The organism is Rhizobium sp. O111 (assembly GCF_055616315.1).
Genome location: NZ_JBSHXL010000005.1, coordinates 65,703 through 86,424, shown reverse-complemented (window position 1 = coordinate 86,424; position 20,722 = coordinate 65,703). Strand labels below are relative to the sequence as shown.

The following is a 20,722-nucleotide window of genomic DNA, read 5'->3' as shown; positions in this document are numbered from 1 at the left end:
TCACAGCCTTCGTTTGCGGTCCCATTCTCTTTCCAAGTCAATGCAGGAACGGCATCAGGATGTTGCCCATACCGCGCCGTATCTCGATGCAGTCGCTGCACAGGCGCAGGGAGGGTACGCCCGGCATCGTCTGAGCGCCATTCGCAAGACGGTAGGACATGGCTGGCCGGTCGCCGCATGACGAGCAGACTTCCGAACTTCCTTCCGCCGTGACGACCATGCGCGACAACGCGGCCAGCTTCGGTTCGACGCGATCAACGACCGAATACCAATAGGCGCTGTGCGGCTCGATCTGCTCCAACTGTTTCTTCAGGTCGTCAGGATAGTGCTTCAACAGCCACGCACACGCGACCTCCCTGCGGATCTGATCGTTAAGCACAAGAGTTTCGTACAGGTCCACCAACAGCCGGAGGGATTGACCGCCGTGCTGGGTCTCTAGCATCTGCAACTGTATGAGGTTAATGGAAAACCGCACGCCTCCGCTGTAAGCCTCGCTCACTGTACCTATGCAGTATTCACGTATGTCGGCCATCTGCTCGGGCGCGGACATCGTTGCGATTAGGCTCTGGTCGTAGCGCCAAGGGTGAGCCGCTATTTCACCGCGCCACAGATCAAGGTAGCCGCTCTCGCGCAGAACCTCTGCAATCTCCGGATCAGCCTCAGGGCGAACCACGAGTAAAGCATGGAGTTCGTTTAGGCTCTCCAAGTCCGGAACGAACGTACGAGCGACGTCAAGAATGGCTTTGTGGGCCTGATGTGTATCTCGGATCGGGTTACGATTGGTTTCGAGCCAACGCCATTCTTCCTCGGACACGGCTTCGGTCTCTATCGGGATTTCCACCAGCAAGCGACTACGTCGTAAATCCTCCGGCGAGCAATAGTCTGCGTCCGGCACAAGATTGATGCCCGCGTTTCTGTAGACGCGGGCCACTAAACGAGAGCAATATTGCCGCTTCGATCTCGGCTTTCGGACAGCAGCGACCGACCGCATGGCCTCCGGCACAGAATAACGCGCACCGATCTCGGCCCGCGCGAAATCGATTACATTTGAAAGTACCTCGCGGGGGAGAGCTTCCTTCAGGCGGAAATGGAAAACCTGCTCGTCATCCTCGAACAACTCCCGCTGCAGGTTGCGCGCCTGTACCCCGTCCGCGGTGGAATCGATAAACGAACCATGCTGCACGCAGATCATCGCGTGTGAAACGATGCCCCCCGTGCTGAAGCGGATCGATTTGCTTATCTTTCCCGGTCGAGCTGTGAGGAGAATATCTCCAGGCTGAACACTTTTGATACTAATGCGCTTCATTCCCCTCCCCCGAAGCCGGCCGGCATCTATTGCTGCTAGTGCGGCCAGGACAATTGATCGCGCGGCAAACGATTGTCTGGATCGTGAACATGCACGTCATCATCTGGGATGAGATTGGCAGAAAAAATTACAAGATTAGTTCCGCCAGCGTGCCTTAGTGACGGAAAGAGCAGCCCCCGAAGGCCGGATGAAATGACTTTGTCTGCCAACTTCCAGGAGGGAGGGACCTTTTTGTCGATGCGAGCGATTTTTCGCCATGCACAATCCCATTGAGACCAAGCTGCATCCCAAAGAAGCGGATCGAAACCTTGCGACAGATCGGCTACTTCGCTGAGCGTGATCTTGTACGCTGCAAGCGTCGCCGGCGGTGTGATGCTCGCGCCCTGTCGATATTCTTCGAGCGCGGTTTGGGGGGCCTCGGAAAGATAGAGAGCCTCGACGCCGGGTCGATTGAAGCGACCGCCGTCAATAGCGGCCCCGGCGCCGCTGGTTGGAAGAAACGCCCATTTAGGTGTTAGATACCGATGAAAGACTGCGTTCGGGCCGATGCGGGTAATCTTCACCCGCGCGCTCCATTCTCCAGGTCCCGAATATAGGCAAGAACAGCCTCTATCTCACCATCGGCAACAAGCTCCGCGGCCGTGCGATGGCCATAATCGGCAATCGGTTCATTTCGATACCAGTAGATTGCCTTCGCAAGATCACCAGTCAGCTCGGCGGCCGCAGAGATCGCCTTGATCATTTCCCGCATCCTGCCCTGCAAGCGTTCGGAGGAGGGATTGCGCAGGGTATTGCGATGGACACCGGTCAATTCTGCAAGGTTTGCGACTTTGACGCCGAGCGCCTTTGACAAGCGAGACGGCGAAATATAGGGCGTCCGCGGTTCCTGAAGGCTATCAACAAAGCCGGAAACAACTGTGTATGAATGTACTGTCTGAGCCTGCGCCATGCCTAATCTCCGCTCAATCTTATGCACAATATATGCACATTTTGATGCACATCAAGGTTGGCTAGTAAAAAATCACGCCTGCTGCGTTCTTGAACGACATTCCACGTTCACGCCTCTGCCTATCAAGCGCCTGCGTCTACTCTTCATCGATGAGCGTTTTAGTAGTAGCCGGTATAGTCAGCACCAAGATCGAAAGCGCTGGCCAGTTCCTCGAGCACGACGAGAACGATGGAAAGCAGCATTTCGTACGCTCCGGGCTATCGAAGCCGTCGGTACTGCTCTTCCCACCATGAAAGAGGTTGTTACGGACGGTCTGGCAATAGCCGATAACCTGCCCAAGCTCACAAGTACTGGCGGGAAAACCCACAGCTCTAAACGCCAGCATTCCATCGTCGCCAATGATCTGCTTTTTCGGGTTAGCCGCGATCAACGCCACAGCGGCTTCGCTGCTTTTATAATCTCCTTCCCAGCGCTCTCGAAATTGTCTCCACCCAGCCTCCGCGGGCTGACCTGGCTCTGTTTTCTTTAGGTAACCGTTGGCCTTGAGCGCATATTCGAAACGCGCAAAAAAATAGAGAAAGTCAAAGGCGAGAGACACTAGGTCCTCCCCAACCTCGTCTCTTCGCATAATGCCCACCGTTCCTAGGAGATCCGTAATGCATGAAAGCCTGATACATTCAATGCGTCAGCATCGGGAGTAGCGACCTCCAAAACTATCAGGACAACGGCGGTCGCGCACCTGTCACCGAAGGAAAATTCCATCGATATAGATGTTGCGAGAAATCTTCTTCCGACCTGGATACATTCGCACGCCGCCGCGAGGATGAGCTCGAAGGAAGTCCGCAACATCGTCCAAGGTATTAAGGGGTAAGGGATCCACGTTTGATCCGAAATGATGACAGGCGTAGTAGCCGTCGGAGCCGCGTTCGACACGTCCGATGACCAGGCCGCCGACAATTCGCTCAACTCTCGTGACTGGCATCGTTACAGCTCCCCAAGGGCCGATCAACATAATCGCGAAATCGGTCTCCAGTTCCGAAGCAAGATGATAATCGAGATATTCTGTTACATCCGCGTTCGTAGAACATTTTACACCCCAGGCTGCGACTGAAATCAATATCTCACATTATCGCCGTGAAGGCGGCCGTCATTGATACATTTAGGCCATAATGAAACGCCGCAGCTTTCGGCGAAGAAGCGGTAGTGTCATTTGCTCATCAAATCGAATCTCGACAAGTTGGACGGCATTTTGTTCACAGAGACTTCTCTTTAAGGCGTCGCGTTCCATGTTACGTTTTAGCGCCACTTCTCCTCCAAATGCAGTAATGGCTCTGTAGTGCTGCTCACCATGGTGTTCCAGAGCAAGGCCGATGGCGGGCAGATACACGTCAAATCGTTGGCGCCCCAGCCATGGGGGCGACGCCTCCCTCAGGATAACTTGGTCGGGAAATAGCTTTTTCACCAGACTGTACATTTCTGCCTCCCTCATCCATCGGCGAACACCAAGAGTGTACTGGACTTCGGAACGCGCAGTGGACTTGTCCATTCCAGACATCAACATCAGCTGATCGATATACGGCGTGATAAATTCCCCAATATCATCACCGTAGAAGCTGGCAGCAGCCTCCGGTCCCGAGCGACGGGCGATACACAGGTGGCATATTTCGTCGATGTAGGTCGCATCCGACAACAATCGAACAACCTGATGGGTCCATGCGCCTGAATGAGATGCAATCCTTATAGCCTCTGACATCATCTTTTCATGAGCTAGGCGAGCGCATGAACAGAAACAACGCTTCCCGGTAACTAAATGATCGAATGCAACAAACTCAAAGCCCTCGATCCCAAACTCATAGCCTTGCGTACGCGGACCAGGTCGAGGGTTCGCGACCAGCGGCTGCTCAAGGCAAATCGCCTCCATCATTTTCTTGGTTTCAAGAAACGTGCTGGGCGGAATCGTCACGTGGTTCAAACGCAGGATGTGATTGGTTTGCGTTTTTAGCTGCTTCGACCAAAGTCGGTGTGTGATCAGCCCTGCAGGGCCACAATTTATGGGACTTAGGTGCAAACCCTGTGTGTCAATCTCAACGCCGTCAACCATGTTCTCTCTGGTTGTGGAAAAGGCCAGTTCGGCATACCAGGTGTCGTACCCGATGTCCGCAAGCCGCGCTAAGGATGCACAGCGCTCCTTGAAATACATCGAGTGAAGCTTCACCGAGGGGATCTTCCGGAGCGCCAAAGCTGTTTGCTGCCGAAGATTTTCGACGAGAATTTGTGTGAGCAGTTGTTCAACGGCATCCACCGGCCTCGTGCCCACGGTAGCGACCCTGGGTGCCAACGCTTCGGCAAATTCCTTCTCGGAAAAACCGATGGAAATGCGGCTACGCCTCACGCATCTGCCTCGCTTGCAAGGGCCCAATCGCAAATCCGGAGGACACCGACCAGCTAGATCTCATTCGAGACCTCGATGTCTTGGTTCAAGACGGCGCTTTCAACGAAGTTTCCGAGCGCACGAGCTGTTGAATCATAAATCGACTTCTCTCCGTCCGCGCTTGAAAGGGTGAGCACGAACGCAACTTCTTGCGCGCCCGCTTGGCTGTGATGCGTCCACCCAAATTGGTAGAGGTCACGCATGAACACGCGGGCGTAAAGCCGCAGGTATGGTCCGGAAAAGCCAAGTCCGCTCCCTTTTGAAAAGTCTCTGCAGTGCCGTCTGATAGGCTGCCATTTGCGAAGTTCATCGCGAGCGTCGTTTTCCGGAAGCGTCGACTCTTTCATTGAGCCAAGTAGCGACGGCCACCTATCCGCTCCCGACTGATACGCCAGAGATGTCTCCAAGCGGGAAGCGAAGTAGTTAGCGCCGCCAAACGGCGACACGAGAGGCCGCAAAACAGCGGTCAAGCTGGCGCGTCCGAACAATTTTCCGTCACGCACCAGCTCGGGAGGGATGGGAATATCGTTCCAGTAGTATGCGGTTCCTGGCTCGAGTTGTGCCCGCCACGCAAGCGTGACACTGCCGGGCGCGCAGGTCCAAGGGAGGTGCCCTTGATACGGGGTTCCCCAACCGAGGTTGGGATCGTGCTCACTTCGCTCGGCTGAATTGATGAGGAGAGCCTTAACCAGATCCGGCGTTGGTTCCCGTAAGCTATCGAAGGTGTGGGCTGCCAAAGACGATACCAACGGCGTTGCGTAACTGCTTCCCGTATCCACGACCCCACCCAGCATCCTGAGATTCGAAAACCACGACAGGTCCGGTTTCATCATCCCGTCAGGACCGGGACCTGGCAGGCATGCGGGGCAACTGTCACCCGGCGTACCGTCAGCAAGCGCCTGACGGCCCCCCACGACAATCGCCGCCTCGCAATCTGCTGGGGGATTAGGTCTTGAATTGTTATCTGGGGTGACATTTCCGACAGAGATGACGGGGAGGAAGCCCGCCGATCTCGCGAGAAGGCTGATTTCATGGCCGAGAACGCTGACCTCGGTGGGATCCAAACCGGCGCCGTCCTGATTGGCAGAGATGTTCCAGACGCGCGCTTCTGGATAAAGACGCGCAACCTCCGCCAGATAGTCGACCAACTCCCGCTCATCAAAGCGCCGATTGGCGTTCCGATGGGGGACGGCCTGAACAGTTCCGATACGGCAGTTTAGTTGAGGCAGCGAGCGATTTTTGTTCCAGGCGTGCCCATGGATAACGAGGGAGCTAACGCTATTTCCGTGAGGCTTGTCGGCTTGGGCGTTCGTGACGAAAGGTGTCGCCCTGAAAGCTTCAGCTGCGGTGTAGCTTCGCGCATGCAGACCGCCATCGACGACGGCAACGATTGGAGCATTCTCATCGATTACTGGTGCAGGAGGCTCCGCTCCTTCGCCAGGTGCTGCCACTCTGATCGGCCGCACAGGATCAATGCGATAAGAAGCGCCTGACGCAATGAGCTGTCTCAACCCTTCTTTATTCGGAATTCGAACTGCAGCGCGTCCGACGCCGGTGTTTCGATAATCTCGCATTGCCCTTGCAATGCTGGATTGTCGTGGTGTCGTGAGAGAACGCGGTTCTTCCGATTCCTCAGATGTTCCGAGCGTGAGCCGCACGCTGGTAAATGTCGGCATGACCAGCCTCTCATTGGCAAAGCGCTGGATACGCTCGAGGACTTCGGCCTTGGCATCTCGATCGCGGAACGGCGCAAGCCAAACAACGAACAAGCGTCCGTCATCATCTTCCGGTGCGGAATTCCAGAGCTCATTGAACGATCGACCGCGCAGACGACTTTTCGCATCAAATTGTCCGAGAGACGAAACACGGGATATGTCGGCTTGCACCGCATAGCCGATTGGATGTTCGATTGCGCGAAGGAGGCGAGGCAATTCTTTGACTTCAGCCTCGATCAAATAGCCGCCAGGAAGAGGAGCAACTAGCCTGCATCCATGACGCTGCGAGAACAAGTCATCGGGGGTGTGCGTTGGAGCAAGGGAATCCTCACTGAACATCCGAACGACTAGGTGCGTCAAACCCGAGTATGTGGGCAACTCTGTACGGTGTTCATAAATGTCGCGTGTTTCGCTCGCGAGCACGTCCTGCTGCCGGCCGAGCCGCTCCTTGACGATGCTGTCGATGCCTTTGCCACGCCCCGTCGGACTCCGCAGCGCCGGATCCATCTGAAGGCTCAGAACGGGATAGAGAAGAGGTTGGTCTCTAGGCTCCACCATACTACACCTCCCCTTCCTGTTGCTTCAGGTAAGCGTAAATGGCTTGCCGCGACACTCCGAGAATGCGGGCGGTATCCGCGCCCCCAATGGCGTACTTCTCCTTGAGGGCTATTGCAACCTGGCGTTTCTGCTCCGCATCCAATGGCTGCCGCTGTACAGGGACAGTACGGCCTGACCGCGGCTCCAGCAGAGCCACAACGACGGCTCCAAAATCAATATCACGCGACTCATGAACGGCATGACGCCGCGCCGACAGACTCATCGTTTCGATATCGGCCCCCGACAACCCTTCGGACACGACGGCGAATAGCTCGGCGCGCCTCTCCTCATCTTTGTCCTCGAAGAGAAAATGGCGCCAAAGGTCAGCGCGAACGCTTTCATCCGGAAGACCGAGTTCAATTTTATAAGGAAACCGCCTCCATATTGCAGGATCAAGAAGATGCGCATGATTGGTTGCAGCAACCACGATCGAGCTCGGGTCTAGCCCGTCCAACGCTTGAATGACGGTATTGACAACGCGTTTGAGCTCGCCCAACTCGTGACGATCGTCACGCAGCTTTGCGACTGCATCCATCTCATCGAGAAAAAGAACGGCGTTTCGCGCCGGCACGAAATCAAACACCGAGCGGATATTTTTGGCGGTGTCCCCGAGCAAAGAGGAGATGACCGAGTCGAGCCGGACGACATATAGCGGACGAGACAGTTGCGCAGCGATATGGCCGGCAAGGAGAGACTTGCCTGTTCCTGGCGGGCCAGAGAGCAGAAGCCCAAGACGTGAGGCCAATCCTTTGGCGCTCAAGTCATCAATGCGCCGAGCATCCGCGATGAAATCGCTGAACACATGCCACCCGCCTTCGTTGAGAAAAATAGGCGTATCGGGCCAGGTCTGCTCCTCGACAAGCGGCAAGCGGGATTTCGAGTCCACGGGCAGCGATTCCACGTAGCCAGACGCCTTCAAAGGCACCCCCCTCTTGCGCACCAGGGCCTTCAGCTCCTTGGCAATGGAAGTCTCACCATTCTTGTCGAGATCTCGCGCAAGCGCATTCGCAGCTCTGCGTACGCGCGTGTAGTCAGCGGAAAGTGCCGCGTCGGCCAACTCCAGCACATTTTTCATCTCAATGGTCATGATCACTCCATGCGTAAAAATTCGTCATCCATTCGTAAACCACAATAGCCATATTGACAATTAAATTTTCCTTAATGTAAACTCTTACGGCACTCAAGAAAAAAGATTCTGATGCAATGACAAGGAAGAATCAGCATGTGGTTCCCCATAACGGCGAATGGGCCGTGCGGGGCGCTGGAAATCAGCGAGTGACCTCCACCCATGGAACGCAGGCCGACGCGGCTGCCGCTGCTCGCAAAATTGCGATCAACCAGCAGAGCGAAGTCGTCATCCACCGTCCCAACGGACAAATCCGGGACAAGGATTCCTACGGTCGCGACCCGTTCCCGCCGCGTGGCTAAAACCTGAGGCCGCCTGGAGTGAGGCGGCCTCTTCATCAAAGGAGAGAAGAAATGCAGTTTGAAGGCGCATTAGTTCGCGAGCAGGGCGTCACCTTCGCCATAGTCATCGTCAAGCCGCACGTTTTGAACAGCGGCCATCAGGCCGACGACGTTGCATATAGCTTCCAGCCAGCATTCCCGGGCGTGCCGATTGTTCTCATGGCACAAAACAGCAGGGGCGTACCGACATATCGTGGCCGACGTGATCTTGTTAATTTTCTGTCGCGGGTGCCAATGCAGGCGATACCCTGGAAGCGCTACACCCTGAACTGATCGGGAAGACTAGATAGATGCTAAAGACAGATACCCGCCAAGCGAATTGGCGGCGTGCTAATCCTGCAAAATATGAGGCTCACCTCTTGGTGCAGCGTGCCGTGAAGGCGGGCGAGCTGAGAAAGAACACGTGTGAGGTCTGTGGTGATGAAGACGTCGATGCTCATCACGATCAATACGACGAGCCATTGAACGTCCGATGGCTATGCCGTCGCCATCACACCAGGCTTCACCACTACGGCGGGGACCTGTTTCCCATTCGGACTTCGCCTTAGAAGGTCTCTCGGACGGACCATTGGAAGACAGCACGGTTGTCCAAGACGAAATTCTGCAGTTTGCTCCCGTCACAGCGCCTTCGTCCGGGTCGCAAATGCAGAAGTACGCTGCCCTCATTCATTCAATGAACATTGCCTCCCCTTCAGTTGGATCGAAGGCGACATCATCTTGAACGGCACGTCTGCTCAGCAAGCCGGCGTCCTCGAGCGCTTCGATATTGGGAAGGTCACGCAACGTCTCCATACCAAAGACCGAAAGAAAGTGTGAGGTCGTTATGTAAGTATAGGGCGCGCCTGGCGTCGGACTGCGTGGCCCGGAGCCGATAAAACCCGCCCCGCGCAGATTACCAACGACGTCACGGCTGACCTCCTTCCCAAAGATCTTTGACAGCTCGCCGCGGGTAATCGGCTGTAAATATCCCACCGCCATCAGCACCATCGCCTCGAACTCGGAGAGTGCCGCCGCCCCTCCCCTTGTCGGGGCCGAAGACGCGCGAATCGTCTCGGCAAACCGCGGCCGGGTGCGATGCTGCCAGCCGCCGGCGACCGACACCAGCTCGTAAGGCCGATCCCGCAACTCCTCGACGAGATCGTCGATCAACAGATCAATGCTACAATCCTTTCCCACCACACGCGCCAGCGTCTCGCGGCTGACCGGCTCAGCCGAGGCAAAGATCACCGCCTCAATCCGCAGCATCCATTCCCGCCAACGAAGTTCTTGCGGTAAGTCCTCGAGCTCGCGATCATACAGGACATCTTGCTGTCGGTCTTTTGCCCGACGCAGTGTGGTTTTTGTCGCGCTCGCTCCCCTCATCATCATAATCCAAAGATGCGGAAGGAGGAGCGGCCGGACAGCTCGCGCACCGCTTCAAAACTCTCGAGCCGATCGAACAGCCGGTTCGCTGCCCAGCGCGACAGCTCGCTTCCTGGGACCGACGCCAGAATAGCGTCGTCGGACAGCAAACGCCGGATCACCGGCTCGGCGCCCCTGGTACGGAGCTTTGGTGCCACAGCCAGCAACCGCGCTGCCCTTCGATCGATCTCCACGGCAGATCGCAGCGCCGCCGCCACACCATCCATCAAAGCCAGGCAGATCGCCCTCGGATAAGCCGCTTCGCCAGACCGGACGCGACCACGGCCGCCGATGGTGCGGAACGCCTCGCCAAACCGCTCGGGGATTAGCAGCGGTACGGGTTTCGGCCAGTTCAGCATTAGCGCCAGAACGATCTCGGCGAGCCCAAGCGACAGCACCTCGGTGTCCGGGCGAATGGTCGTAATCGCCGATACAAGCTCGGCAACTGCGAGGGGTGCCGCGCGCCCGGACTGGATCGCCGTATCGACAAAATCCGGGACGGAGACAAGAGCATCCTCCCAGCCAATCCCCAGCAGCGCGCAGAGCTCCTTAACGAATGGCGTGGCAATCGTCCCGGATTGGCGCGTCAGCATTCGTATGGCAAGAAACAGCTTTCCGGCCGGCCCGGGATCGTTGCCGGGCGCGGTGAGCAAAATCGCGTCGCGAATGGCGGTTTCCTCTTCATTGCGGCCAAGCATTCTGGCGGCGACGGCAGCTGATTTGAGAGCAAGGCGATCGCGCCAGCAGCCGAGCCACGGCGGATCGGCGCGGATCAGATCATCGAGCGATTTCAGGGCGATACCGGCGGCGAAGGCGGCGTCGGATTCAGTGATGTCGCGACCACGCGGCAGTGCCCATCCCGGCATGCGGGGCGACCAGGCGGGGGCGGTTGGAGCGGAGGGGTCGAACGAATCCATGCGACGGAGTGTAGATTAGGTGAGCGGTTTAGTCCAGCATTATCCGCCTAAACCGCACCGCTTGTCGCGGATATATAACGTCCGATAATCTTGCATTATCGGACGTTTTGCTCTTTATATAAAGAATGGCCCATATCATCGAGCAAAACGACGAAAATCACGCCACAGAGACCTCCTCTCCGTCTGAGAGCACGACCGCTCGCGACGCTATTGCCGCGCCGCAGATGGCGGTCGGCATCTCGACGGCCAGCGCTGGCCTCCCCTCCCCTCTTCCGGAGGCGCGGACCTTGCCGGCGCACCTCGAGCAGCTCGCCGAACGCGCCCGTACCTATGTCGAGGCGGCGAGCGCCGCCAACACCCGCAAGGCCTACGCCTCCGACTGGAAGCACTTTTCCGCTTGGTGCCGCCGCCAGGGTCTCGCGCCCCTACCGCCCGATCCGCACACCGTCGGCCTGTACATTACGGCGCTCGCGTCCGGCACTGCTGCGGCCGATCGCAAGCCCAGCTCCGTCACGACGATCGAGCGCCGCCTTTCGGCGCTGACCTGGAGCTACGCCCAGCGCGGCACGCCGCTCGACCGCAAGGACCGTCATATCGCCACCGTAATGGCTGGCATTTGCAACACGCACGCCGCCCCGCCGCGGCAGAAGGAAGCCCTCCTGCCCGAAGACCTGATCGGCATGCTGGAAACGCTCGACAGGGGAACCCTGCGCGGCCTGCGCGATCGCGCCATGCTGCTGATCGGCTTTGCCGGCGGTCTGCGCCGTTCCGAGATCGTTGGGCTCGATATCGGCCGCGACCAGAGCGAGGACGCGCGCGGCTGGATCGAGATCCTCGAGAAGGGCCTGCTCGTCACCCTGCGCGGCAAGACCGGATGGCGGGAGGTGGAAGTCGGCCGCGGCTCGTCCGATGCGACCTGTCCGGTTCTCGCTATCGAAACCTGGATCAAGTTCGCCCGGATTGCCAAGGGTCCGCTGTTCCGCCGCGTCCGCGGCCAGGGCAAGGATGTCGGACCGGACCGGCTGAACGATCGCGAGGTCGCCCGTCTCGTCAAAAAGGCGGCACTGGCCGCCGGCGTCAGGGGCGACCTCAACGAGGCCGAACGCGCGGCAAAATTCTCCGGTCACTCGCTGCGCGCCGGTCTGGCCTCCTCCGCGGAGGTCGACGAGCGCTATGTCCAGAAGCAGCTCGGCCATGCCAGTGCGGAAATGACGCGGAAATACCAGCGCCGGCGTGACCGCTTTCGCGTCAATCTCACCAAAGCCACAGGGCTTTGAGGCCCCTCCCCTGCTCACTATGAACTCGTTGGGGCAAATTGCGTGTCGGATTTTTAGCTTTCCGCTTCAATTGAAATTGTTAGCTAAAAGCCACACAGCGCATGGGCGACAATACGCTCCGGGCGCTGACCTCCGATCTCGCCTATTTCGAAGCCTGGGGTCTGGCGGCCTCCGGAAAATCTCTACCCTGGCCGGCGCCCGAAGCGCTGCTCCTGAAATTCGTCACCCATCACCTGTGGGATCCGGAGAAACGTACTGCCGATTCAGATCACGGCATCCCGGCAGACGTGGCCGAAAACCTCCGGCACCAGGGATTCCTCAAGTCCGCCGGCCCACATGCGCCGGCGACCGTGCTCCGTCGGCTGGCGAACTGGTCGACACTGACCAGATGGCGCGGGCTTACCGACGCCTTCGGCTCCCCTGCCCTCGAATCCGCCGTTCGTCTGGATGTGCGCGCCGTCCTGCGGCAACGCCGCCGCAAAAGCGCAAAGGCGGTCACCGGCGACGTGCTGGCCAAGCTGTTGGTGACGTGCGCGACCGAAAGCCCGCGTGATCTCCGCGACCGGGCGATCCTGATGGTCGCCTTTGCCTCCGGCGGCCGCCGGCGCAGCGAGATCGCAGGCCTTCGCCTGGAACAACTGACCGTGGAAGCTCCGATCGAGACCGAAGGCGGCACTCCCCTCCCCTCTCTCGCCATTCATCTTGGCCGTACCAAAACGACGTCAGGCGAGGAGGACGAGTCGTCTATCTCACCGGCCGGCCTGTCGAGGCGTTGAATGCCTGGCTGGCGGCGGGGGAAGATCGACAAGGGCAGCGTGTTTCGGGGGGGGGGGCGGGCGCTGGGGGACAATTTCGCGGCGGGCGCTCGATCCGCAGTCGGTCAACGCCGTTATCAAGCAGAGGGTGGAGATGGCCGGGTTGGAGAGCGGGGAGTTTTCGGCCCATGGGTTGCGGTCAGGTATCTGGCCGAGGCGGCGAACCGAGGCATTCCCCTACCCGAGGCGATGGAGCAGTCACGTCATCGCTCGATTCAACAGGCATCCAGCAATGCCACCAGACGGTGTGGACGCGCGGCGCGCTTGTTATGAGTCTGTCAGGACCTTGGTTCGCGCAAATTCAGTTGGGGATGGAAGTCTATCTCAAACGGCACTACTCAGGAGAAGCAGCCTAACTTAGCTCGGGCTTGTGAGCACTTCTGTAATTTAGATGATGACCGTTTTCATTGTTACGCCGGGGCCGTTGTAAGATCGCGGGCTTGGCGCCTTCAGCCGGATCTCGCAAACGTTTCAGGTTACCTCTGACGGCTGGCTTGCCAGAAGAAGACGACGACGGATTGAGGCTAGTATTCCGTCAAAGGTGAAGCACGACATCCGATAACCACCAAAGGCAACATTGTTAGCACGCCAGCGAAGTCGATCAAGATCATCTGGCACGAGATCCGCATCACGCCCTACAATCAGAAGCAGGTGAATTGTCGGGCTATTCGTACCGAAAATCCGTCTGAATGCGGAAGAGTTTTTTTCTTCCGACAGCCGCCACGCCCAATCAACCAACTGCGACGAGCCGTGCTCAAATCGGTTGGACCAGTGTTTCATTGATTTTCCGGCTTCGAGCTTTGTAAAGATGCTGTATTCTCGCGCGTCCTCGACCTCGATCAATGTGAATGCATTCGCCTCAGTATCGCCAGAAGCCGCGTCGCACACGAAATCGCCAAACAAGTCGAGTTCGCTTGCCCAGCAGTTGGGTAGTTCGACAGCATTGTTTCCGTAGCCAATAGCAGCGCAGAGATGCGGGCGCTCTTTAAAAAATGGCGCTATCTGATCCCGTTCCTTGAGATGGCTCTCGGATTTAAGGAGCTCGTCAAGTTCGTCCAGGTTTTGTCGTAAGATCGAAGTATCAAGATTTAAGGAAACAAAGGATTTCATACAGAGTGGGCCTGTGCCAACCTCTCAACTCTCCGCAATCCATCGAGCTGGCTACGCCTAACGACGTCCTCAATTTTTAGATTTTCGCCCTCGAAGCGAACGAGGACTCGCAACTCGGCTCCCACCCTAAGGGAAAAGAGATCTTTCGTCCCGAGCAATAGCTTTGTTTGCTCCAGAGCTGAGGATCGTCCGCCGCGCGACAGACGTTCAACAGCGTTGACCACCTTTGCTTTCTCTTCCGATGCGAGTTGGTCGAGGTATGACCGCGCTGTAAATGTCCACACTATCTGCATCGAAGCTGATCGCCTTTCGTTCCAACTATATAGTAGTACGATCCCCCCCACCTTTCAACGTGTTCCGACCTTGGCTGCAGTGAATGGCCTATCGACAGCAGCAGGACATTCGATAGAATGTTCGGGCCGTCCACCGGGGACCTCATCGAGCGTTACAACGGCTAAGTCGTGTCCAGGGCTCGCCACGTCGTCATTGCTTACGAGCACAGTGGCCAAGACCAAGTCAAGGCGATCGTGTCGACAGAGCGGTCGCAGCGTAGGAAAGATGGCCGGGGAGGCGCCCGAATGGACGACAACATAATGGGAGTCTTGTGTCGTTTTGCATTTAATCGCAAGACTCCGCATGCGATAATTTCAACAAGATAGCGTGGCACTTAAATTGAGATTGAGCAGTTAATTTTGAGATTCAGGCTTCGATTGGCACTTAAGGTGAGATTCGTCGCCATGGAAAAGATGAATGCCGTCGGCCAATCGTCCTCAGAAAATGCTAAACCGTCACAAACGGTTATTGCCAAATCGGAAGGTGCCAGACGCCGAAAATCGCACCGAAAATCTCAAATTAAATGCCACCACCTGCCGGAACGGCCGCGTTCTTACGATTAAATGCCAAACGACACCATCAACCACCGAATTTACGAGATTCCCGCCTTAGACGCCTGCTACTGCGGGTTCAGCGGTCGCCGACCGATGCGCATACTCGTTCGTGCTAGTAATCAAACTTAGCGACTTTGACCAAATCGCCGAAGCATGAACTTCAGCCTTTCGTTCTCCTTCCGGAGCTTCACGACCATGAGGCTTCTCAGATGGCGGTTTTCAGCCTCGAGAGCGGCGAGCTCTTCATCCAAGCCGCACAGCAGCGGGGGATCGCGGCGAAGATTGAGAATTGGTGCACTTGCGGGGCTCGCTGACGGCGTCTTCTTACTCCGTGCTTTCGCTCCAGACTTCGGAGTCCATCCTGAACCCGGGCTACGCTGCTGATGCACCGAGCGCGTGGGGTCGGACGCATCGTCTTCCACAGCTTCAGACTCGATGGAAAACTCTTTCGACGACGACGTTGCGGCAGGACTATCCGGAGGGACTTCGCCGTCAATCGGAACATCCGAGTAGTCTACCACCTCGAACTTCACCGCGACAACGTCCTCCTGAACTGATGCTGCTTGAGGCAGATCAAGCTTTGGCATCACATCGTCAGCCTCTACCGCGCGGGCAACAGCCTGCAAATCCAGATCGCCCCAGATTGAGGTTCGGCGAAGTGTCTGGCGCCTGTTCGTCTTATATTCGACGATGAAATTGGATCGTGGTGTTCGCATGTTCCTAAGAAATGGAATGAGTGAGGGCGCAGAATGATCAGGATGCACGGGAATTTTTGAAACCGGCCAATCCCGAGGATTGCACGTCAAGGTGATCGAGGGATGGACACCGAAAGACCGCTAACTCATACCATGTCTCTTGCGCAGATCAGCGTTTTCGGCGCGCAGCTTCTCTGAGAGCAGCTTTCTGAGGCGCCGATTTTCTTCCTCGAGCTGGATGAATTCGGCGAGTTCGTCATCCACCGAAAGAGATGCTGCGGAAACGGGTGGCGCCGGTTGAGCCAAAGCCTTCTTCCACTGATAATGAGTCTGATCCGAAATACCAGCGCTTTTCACGGCATCTTCAAGGTTGCGCCGCCAGCGACCGTAGCTTCAATCTGACCAATCTTTTCCAGCTTTTCCTCCCCGGTAAGGCCGCGGACCTTCTGCTTCGCCAGTTTCGACGCATTCGCACGAATTTTTTCAGCCTTCGTGTTATTTCCTTTTTGAAGTCTTTTTCGGAGCAGCGGGCTCAGCTTCTGCCGCTACGGCGCCATCCTGGGTCTGGATTTCTTGGTCAGCAATTATTCATCCTCTGTACATCGCTGCTTTGTTTGCCAGCGCGATCCAAGAGTCAATTGTTCTTGCCACCTGTACGGACTAATTCCATGAATCAGATGGCACGACCCGTGATAATACAATCGATCTGAACACATAGTCGTCGGGCTTCTCCAATCTAGAAACCAGTTCTCATGTGTTCGAATCCTGTAGTGCCCGGGTTCGGTGGTTTTGCTAGCCAACACGACGCTGCTGGACATGAGAACGCATCAAAGCCATCAATATTGGTCTAAGCGAGAACTCGCCACTCCGTCAGCCATCTTCCGAGTGATCGAAGGATCGACTTGAAGAGGTTCTATTTCATTCGCTGCGAGGTCCGATCGGGATATCGACGCAGCGGAGCGTCTTTCTCTCTAGGTACTAGCCGCCACAGCACAAGTTGAGCGCGTACCGATCTCCGTGCGAACGAAACCAGGCATCAAAGCTGCGCAAGCAAAAGGCCCACCGCCTGGCAACACCGGTCTCCGGGAAAAACGCCATAAGGTACTGGCTGGGATGGCTGCATGCAGAAGGCTGCTTTCGGCGATCGCATCCAAGCTTCGCCAACATATGACTCCCCACTGTGCAACGCATCCAAATATGTGGTCGCGGAGCGTCCGCATGGATATAAGGTCTCGCATTCGCTCACGCACCTGAACGGGCCGCCATTCTGAATGGATCTGCGAAGTAAAATCGCACCTTAGAATGCTATTATTGCAACCAAGTAGCAAAAACAACAATTTAGCTTGTGGTCAGCTGACAACAAAACAAAGCGGCGGTTCAAAGGGCACTAATGTTTTTCAAGGGATATAATTTGGAACCGCGATTAAGCCCGCCTTTGTTCGCCGCCATTGGCCCGCAGCAACGCCATCAACATTGGTCCGAGAGAAAACTCGCCGCGTTTCGCCCTCGACGTCAAATCGCGAAGATATCCACCGGCCGATGTGATGTGCCCCGCCCGCTCCAGGATTGCAGCCATCATTGCGGCCGCGTTTTCAGCCCCTATTACTTCGCAGGCGTCCTGGTAGGCCGACGGGCTTACCCCCAGCATTGATCGCACGACCACGGCGGCCATCATAAGGTCCCGCCAGCTGCCGATTGCTCCGCCCGGACCATACATGGAAATCTCCGGGCATGCCCGAAGGACCATACCAAGCGGGAATGATTTTATCGATTCGGCTCTTAGTTCAACGTTTTTACTCTGCTTCGCGCCCTGCTCGTTTTCAGAGCAAGGTTCAAGTTCATTGCTGGATTCGGTATTTGAATTCTGTATGTGCTGACGGAATCCGTCATCATTGGCGTCGGATTTTCCAAGATTGACGTGCCGTTCCAATAGATTGACTACTTCTTCCTTCAGCATCTCGACTTCGTCGAGAATTCCGATTAATTCGTCCGCCCCTTTTGCCCGCCGCAGCCGTGCCATGGCTTCAACATAAAGCTCCTCGACCTTGGCCCAATCCCCGGGAACGTGATCTTCCATTGCCGCAGAGATCAATTTCCGGACATCCCGTCGGGCAATTGTGATGCGCTCTTTGACGATTTTGAGCTTGCGATTACCCTCTGCGACCTGCTGGGCCATAACCGCAAGTTCTTCTGATCGGGCCAGAAGCGGCGCAAGACTGAAGCCAAAGGCTGTCTCGATGGACCCATCTGAGCTCTTGCGCGCATAGCGTTTCCCGTTCGGGCTATCATTCCGTTGGATGAGACCTGCATCGACCAAGAGGGCCAAGTTCTCGCGTAGCGTCGTGCCGGCGATACCGTTTGCCCGTGCCGCGAGTTGGGCATTGGACGGAAACACGATAAGATTCGCTTCCTCCTTGAGTTCAGCCTCAGGGTAGAATGATAGAAGCGCGTTGAGCACTGCAAGTGCCCGATCGCGCAAACCCAACAATGATCGCGCGTCACAAGCATCGCGATAGATCTTCCACTTGTCGGCCGATTTACCCTGCCTGATGTCGGCGGATTTGAACTGTGCCGCCACTAAGGCAAGCGTCATCGGCCGCCGCCCAAACGGCGTCGTCACATTTCCACTCTGCATGTCTTTCACCCTTCAATAGGCAAAAGAAATCTGCTCACCAAAAACGGTGCCAAAGACTCTTGACTGCGATTCATGGAAATGCGATTCTCAGGCTGCTTAGACCATTGAGAGAGGCTTCCACGACGGCGACGTTTGGGGGCCTTTCTTTTGCTGTTCCTATCCTTATTTATCCTTCAGATGACGGATTTTCCTTTCTGAAGTTCGCGTAGAGCGCAGGAAGCTGCTCCATAACAAACTTTGCAAAAGTCTCGTCTCTATCTCGGTTCATTTCGATTTTGCACTGCTTGCCGCCGATGGCGAGCGTCGCGATTTGAAGCCCGTCAGCAGATTTTGCGACCAAGCGGGTGGGGGCTACAGACGGCGCCGTCACATCATCTATCTTGGACGCTCTTAGGACGACCAGGAAACGATTGTCAGAATCCCTATGTGAGAAGGATTTGTCCTGGGTGGCTTTGCGGGCCTTCTTCTCTGCGCCCGGGACTTTCAAAAGTTCTGCGAGCTCCTGCCACCTCGGTCGACCGATCTTCGGCGCACGGCCAATGGAATCAATCAACCACTGCGGAACTGCCCGAGCAACTGTTACCAGCTTTTGAGCTTCGTGTCGGTCAACAGACAAAGCCATTTGTATTAGCGACCGTTGAAAACCACCCTCGTCCAGTTTGAGTGCAAACGCCGCCCGTTCGATGAAAGTCAGGTCTTCACGAGCGGAATTCTCAATGCCCTGCGCGACGACAAGACGATCGTCATCCAGTTCGCGGACATAGGCTTTGACTTTCAAGCCGAGTTCGGCAGTCGCACGTAGTCTGCGGTGGCCGTAGGCAACCTGATATCGTCCGATCTCAGCTGGATGCGGTCGAACAAGGATCGGAATTTCTTGTCCATGATCTTTGATCGAAGTCTTAAGGACCTCCAAGACAGCCATGTCTTGGTCCTCAAACCGGTCCGCGAAGGGCGAGGGGTCGACCAATTCTGGGTCTATTTCGACTGGAACAGCTCCGTCAGCAACTTGCTGCTTGAGCTCTTCGTAATGTCTTTCCACCTCTGAGAACGTGTCTTTCAACGACCGGACCGCACCCGAGGCAACTCGCTGCACAGGCTGCTGTGCGTCATTAGAAGCGGTCTGATCGTTGCCCCCGGCAAACATTGAGCGAATGGATTGTGTACGTTTGCTCATCGTTCCGACCCTATCCAAACAACAGTTCTAGTAAGACCGTGTAGTCAGCTGACAACACACTAAGGTTTTGATTTATCAGCGATTGAGCCGCCATCATCGACCCCAGACCTTGTTTATCTGGTCGATAATTTCCAGATTCACGGCATTGATGGATTCCATTGCTCGATCATACGTCGTCCGTCCTACCGCGCCGCGCGAGAGTTCATAGAGCGACTGCTTGGTAAGACCGGCATTGGCGATTGCCGTCGACTTCCATGCGGATGCCGCCATGACGTCGATTCCGAAGACGTCACGAAGCAGCGCCACGATTTCCTGCTCGGGGACGTCGCGCGGATCATGCCTCGTAATAAGAAACCGTAGAAAGTCGTAGTCGAGCCGTCCGCCGGCTTCTTCAATTACCGACACGAGATCGGACGTCATCAAGAGGAACTGGCTCATGGATGCGACATCGACCATTTGGGGATGGACAGTCACAATCATGCCACTCGCTGCGTTAAGGGCGCCCATGGTCAAAAAGCCCAGTTGTGGGGGGCAATCGACGACAACGACGTCGAAGTCCTGTTCGACCTGATTGATTGCGCCTGCGACACGTCTGAAAAATAGATCCTCCGGACGCCCTCGATTCTGCAGCATGAATCGAGGGGTCTGATGTTCAAACTCCATCAGTTCGAGATTACCCGGGACAATGCTTATCCCGGTAAAGTAGGTGCGCCGGATAACGTCCTTCATCGTCACCCTCTGGTCGTCGTAGCGGATCGCACCATAAAGGGTCGTGTTTTCGGCAACGTCGAACTCTGGCTGATAACCGAACATTGCGGAGAGGGAAGCCTGAGGATCAAGATCAACCGCCAAGACACGGTAGCCCTGCAACGCAAGTCCTTGTGCGAGATAAACAGCAGTTGTTGTCTTCGCGGAGCCGCCTTTGAAATTTGCGACCGTGATCACCTGAAGTTTTTCGCCACTGCGCCGACGTGGCCAAAATCTACTTGCTTCCTTAGGTCGAGCTCCGGCAAGATACTCACGGAGTTGATTGATTTGCTCCAAAGTGTAAGAGCGGCGACCGGCGCTTCCCAAATCTGGCGAAGGGCCGAGTCCATCGAGCGAAAGCTGGCGAAGATAGCCGTCTGACACGCCGACAATTTCGGCGACCTCGCCGGAAGTGAAAGATCGAAGCGACTTTTGTGCGGTAGGGGGAAACGCGCGCTCACCAACCGCCCTGAGTCTCGCAGACAACGCTTCCGCGCGCTGGGTGATGTGTGCGGAAGTTGATGCTCGATTAATGTGCCGGTCGATCACGTTCACTTGGGCCTCAGGTTTCAGACGGTTTATTAGCGTCAGACGCGTTA

20 protein-coding genes and 1 pseudogene are annotated in these 20,722 nt (G+C 56.4%); 5 read left to right on the top strand and 16 right to left on the bottom strand.

Annotation, left to right across the window (positions count from 1 at the left end; all coding sequences use genetic code 11):
- Window positions 1–37: 37 nt before the first annotated feature.
- The 8 genes from ACVTFQ_RS33375 to ACVTFQ_RS33340 all read right to left on the bottom strand — a co-directional run bounded on the left by ACVTFQ_RS33375 (window position 38) and on the right by ACVTFQ_RS33340 (window position 8,085).
- On the bottom strand, window positions 38–1,306 hold the full coding sequence (locus tag ACVTFQ_RS33375; protein WP_012476023.1) for a YiiX/YebB-like N1pC/P60 family cysteine hydrolase: 1,269 nt from the start codon (window positions 1,304–1,306) through the stop codon (window positions 38–40).
- Between the two features lie 35 nt (window positions 1,307–1,341).
- Entirely contained in the window at window positions 1,342–1,869 is a 528-nt protein-coding gene (locus ACVTFQ_RS33370; protein WP_077768113.1) for an RES family NAD+ phosphorylase, read from the bottom strand.
- Window positions 1,866–2,255 (bottom strand): hypothetical protein, encoded by a 390-nt coding sequence (locus ACVTFQ_RS33365; RefSeq protein ID WP_010900332.1) that lies wholly within the window; start codon window positions 2,253–2,255, stop codon window positions 1,866–1,868. Before ACVTFQ_RS33365 ends, ACVTFQ_RS33370 begins: the two co-directional genes overlap by 4 nt.
- 136 nt (window positions 2,256–2,391) lie before the next feature.
- Window positions 2,392–2,853, bottom strand: coding sequence for a hypothetical protein (locus ACVTFQ_RS33360; RefSeq protein WP_142843417.1), 462 nt, complete (start codon window positions 2,851–2,853; stop codon window positions 2,392–2,394).
- 144 nt (window positions 2,854–2,997) lie between these two features.
- Complete coding sequence (locus ACVTFQ_RS33355; protein ID WP_142843416.1) at window positions 2,998–3,372, bottom strand: hypothetical protein; 375 nt, start codon at window positions 3,370–3,372, stop codon at window positions 2,998–3,000.
- A gap of 42 nt (window positions 3,373–3,414) precedes the next feature.
- Window positions 3,415–4,647: a hypothetical protein gene (locus ACVTFQ_RS33350; RefSeq protein WP_077768115.1), complete on the bottom strand. Its 1,233-nt coding sequence runs from the start codon at window positions 4,645–4,647 to the stop codon at window positions 3,415–3,417.
- A gap of 53 nt (window positions 4,648–4,700) precedes the next feature.
- Window positions 4,701–6,959 (bottom strand): S8 family peptidase, encoded by a 2,259-nt coding sequence (locus tag ACVTFQ_RS33345; RefSeq protein ID WP_202048396.1) that lies wholly within the window; start codon window positions 6,957–6,959, stop codon window positions 4,701–4,703.
- Window position 6,960: 1 nt separating this feature from the next.
- Entirely contained in the window at window positions 6,961–8,085 is a 1,125-nt protein-coding gene (locus ACVTFQ_RS33340; protein ID WP_010900329.1) for an AAA family ATPase, read from the bottom strand.
- 116 nt (window positions 8,086–8,201) lie between these two features.
- On the opposite strand from ACVTFQ_RS33340, the gene ACVTFQ_RS33335 reads away from it, so the two are divergent.
- From ACVTFQ_RS33335 to ACVTFQ_RS33325, 3 genes are read left to right on the top strand one after another with little or no spacing between them, the layout of a single operon-like run.
- Window positions 8,202–8,426: a DUF2188 domain-containing protein gene (locus ACVTFQ_RS33335; protein WP_077768116.1), complete on the top strand. Its 225-nt coding sequence runs from the start codon at window positions 8,202–8,204 to the stop codon at window positions 8,424–8,426.
- Window positions 8,427–8,477: 51 nt separating this feature from the next.
- Window positions 8,478–8,738: a hypothetical protein gene (locus ACVTFQ_RS33330; protein WP_162854303.1), complete on the top strand. Its 261-nt coding sequence runs from the start codon at window positions 8,478–8,480 to the stop codon at window positions 8,736–8,738.
- A 17-nt stretch (window positions 8,739–8,755) separates the two neighbouring features.
- On the top strand, window positions 8,756–9,013 hold the full coding sequence (locus ACVTFQ_RS33325; protein WP_077768118.1) for a hypothetical protein: 258 nt from the start codon (window positions 8,756–8,758) through the stop codon (window positions 9,011–9,013).
- A 118-nt stretch (window positions 9,014–9,131) separates the two neighbouring features.
- Here ACVTFQ_RS33325 and scpB read toward each other — a convergent pair whose 3' ends face one another.
- Both scpB and ACVTFQ_RS33315 read right to left on the bottom strand, forming a co-directional pair.
- Window positions 9,132–9,827, bottom strand: a complete 696-nt coding sequence (gene scpB, locus ACVTFQ_RS33320) for an SMC-Scp complex subunit ScpB (RefSeq protein WP_077768119.1) — start codon at window positions 9,825–9,827, stop codon at window positions 9,132–9,134.
- Between the two features lie 2 nt (window positions 9,828–9,829).
- Window positions 9,830–10,783 (bottom strand): DUF1403 family protein, encoded by a 954-nt coding sequence (locus ACVTFQ_RS33315; RefSeq protein ID WP_012476016.1) that lies wholly within the window; start codon window positions 10,781–10,783, stop codon window positions 9,830–9,832.
- 125 nt (window positions 10,784–10,908) lie between these two features.
- Here ACVTFQ_RS33315 and ACVTFQ_RS33310 point away from each other — a divergent pair, with 125 nt between their 5' ends.
- Both ACVTFQ_RS33310 and ACVTFQ_RS33305 read left to right on the top strand, forming a co-directional pair.
- Entirely contained in the window at window positions 10,909–12,060 is a 1,152-nt protein-coding gene (locus ACVTFQ_RS33310) for a site-specific integrase (RefSeq protein ID WP_012476015.1), read from the top strand.
- A 101-nt stretch (window positions 12,061–12,161) separates the two neighbouring features.
- Window positions 12,162–13,148, top strand: a pseudogene (locus tag ACVTFQ_RS33305) (tyrosine-type recombinase/integrase).
- 198 nt (window positions 13,149–13,346) lie between these two features.
- On the opposite strand, the gene ACVTFQ_RS33300 reads toward ACVTFQ_RS33305, so the two are convergent.
- From ACVTFQ_RS33300 to repA, 6 genes are all read right to left on the bottom strand, one after another.
- On the bottom strand, window positions 13,347–13,985 hold the full coding sequence (locus ACVTFQ_RS33300; protein WP_077768120.1) for a Shedu anti-phage system protein SduA domain-containing protein: 639 nt from the start codon (window positions 13,983–13,985) through the stop codon (window positions 13,347–13,349).
- Window positions 13,986–14,997: 1,012 nt separating this feature from the next.
- On the bottom strand, window positions 14,998–15,498 hold the full coding sequence (locus tag ACVTFQ_RS33295) for a hypothetical protein (RefSeq protein ID WP_077768122.1): 501 nt from the start codon (window positions 15,496–15,498) through the stop codon (window positions 14,998–15,000).
- A 210-nt stretch (window positions 15,499–15,708) separates the two neighbouring features.
- Window positions 15,709–15,924: a hypothetical protein gene (locus ACVTFQ_RS33290; protein ID WP_116979320.1), complete on the bottom strand. Its 216-nt coding sequence runs from the start codon at window positions 15,922–15,924 to the stop codon at window positions 15,709–15,711.
- A gap of 1,066 nt (window positions 15,925–16,990) precedes the next feature.
- Window positions 16,991–18,202, bottom strand: coding sequence for a plasmid replication protein RepC (repC, locus tag ACVTFQ_RS33285; RefSeq protein ID WP_012476011.1), 1,212 nt, complete (start codon window positions 18,200–18,202; stop codon window positions 16,991–16,993).
- A gap of 166 nt (window positions 18,203–18,368) precedes the next feature.
- Window positions 18,369–19,376 (bottom strand): plasmid partitioning protein RepB, encoded by a 1,008-nt coding sequence (gene repB, locus ACVTFQ_RS33280; protein ID WP_012476010.1) that lies wholly within the window; start codon window positions 19,374–19,376, stop codon window positions 18,369–18,371.
- A gap of 93 nt (window positions 19,377–19,469) precedes the next feature.
- Window positions 19,470–20,678 (bottom strand): plasmid partitioning protein RepA, encoded by a 1,209-nt coding sequence (gene repA / locus ACVTFQ_RS33275; RefSeq protein ID WP_234888145.1) that lies wholly within the window; start codon window positions 20,676–20,678, stop codon window positions 19,470–19,472.
- Window positions 20,679–20,722 lie beyond the last annotated feature (44 nt).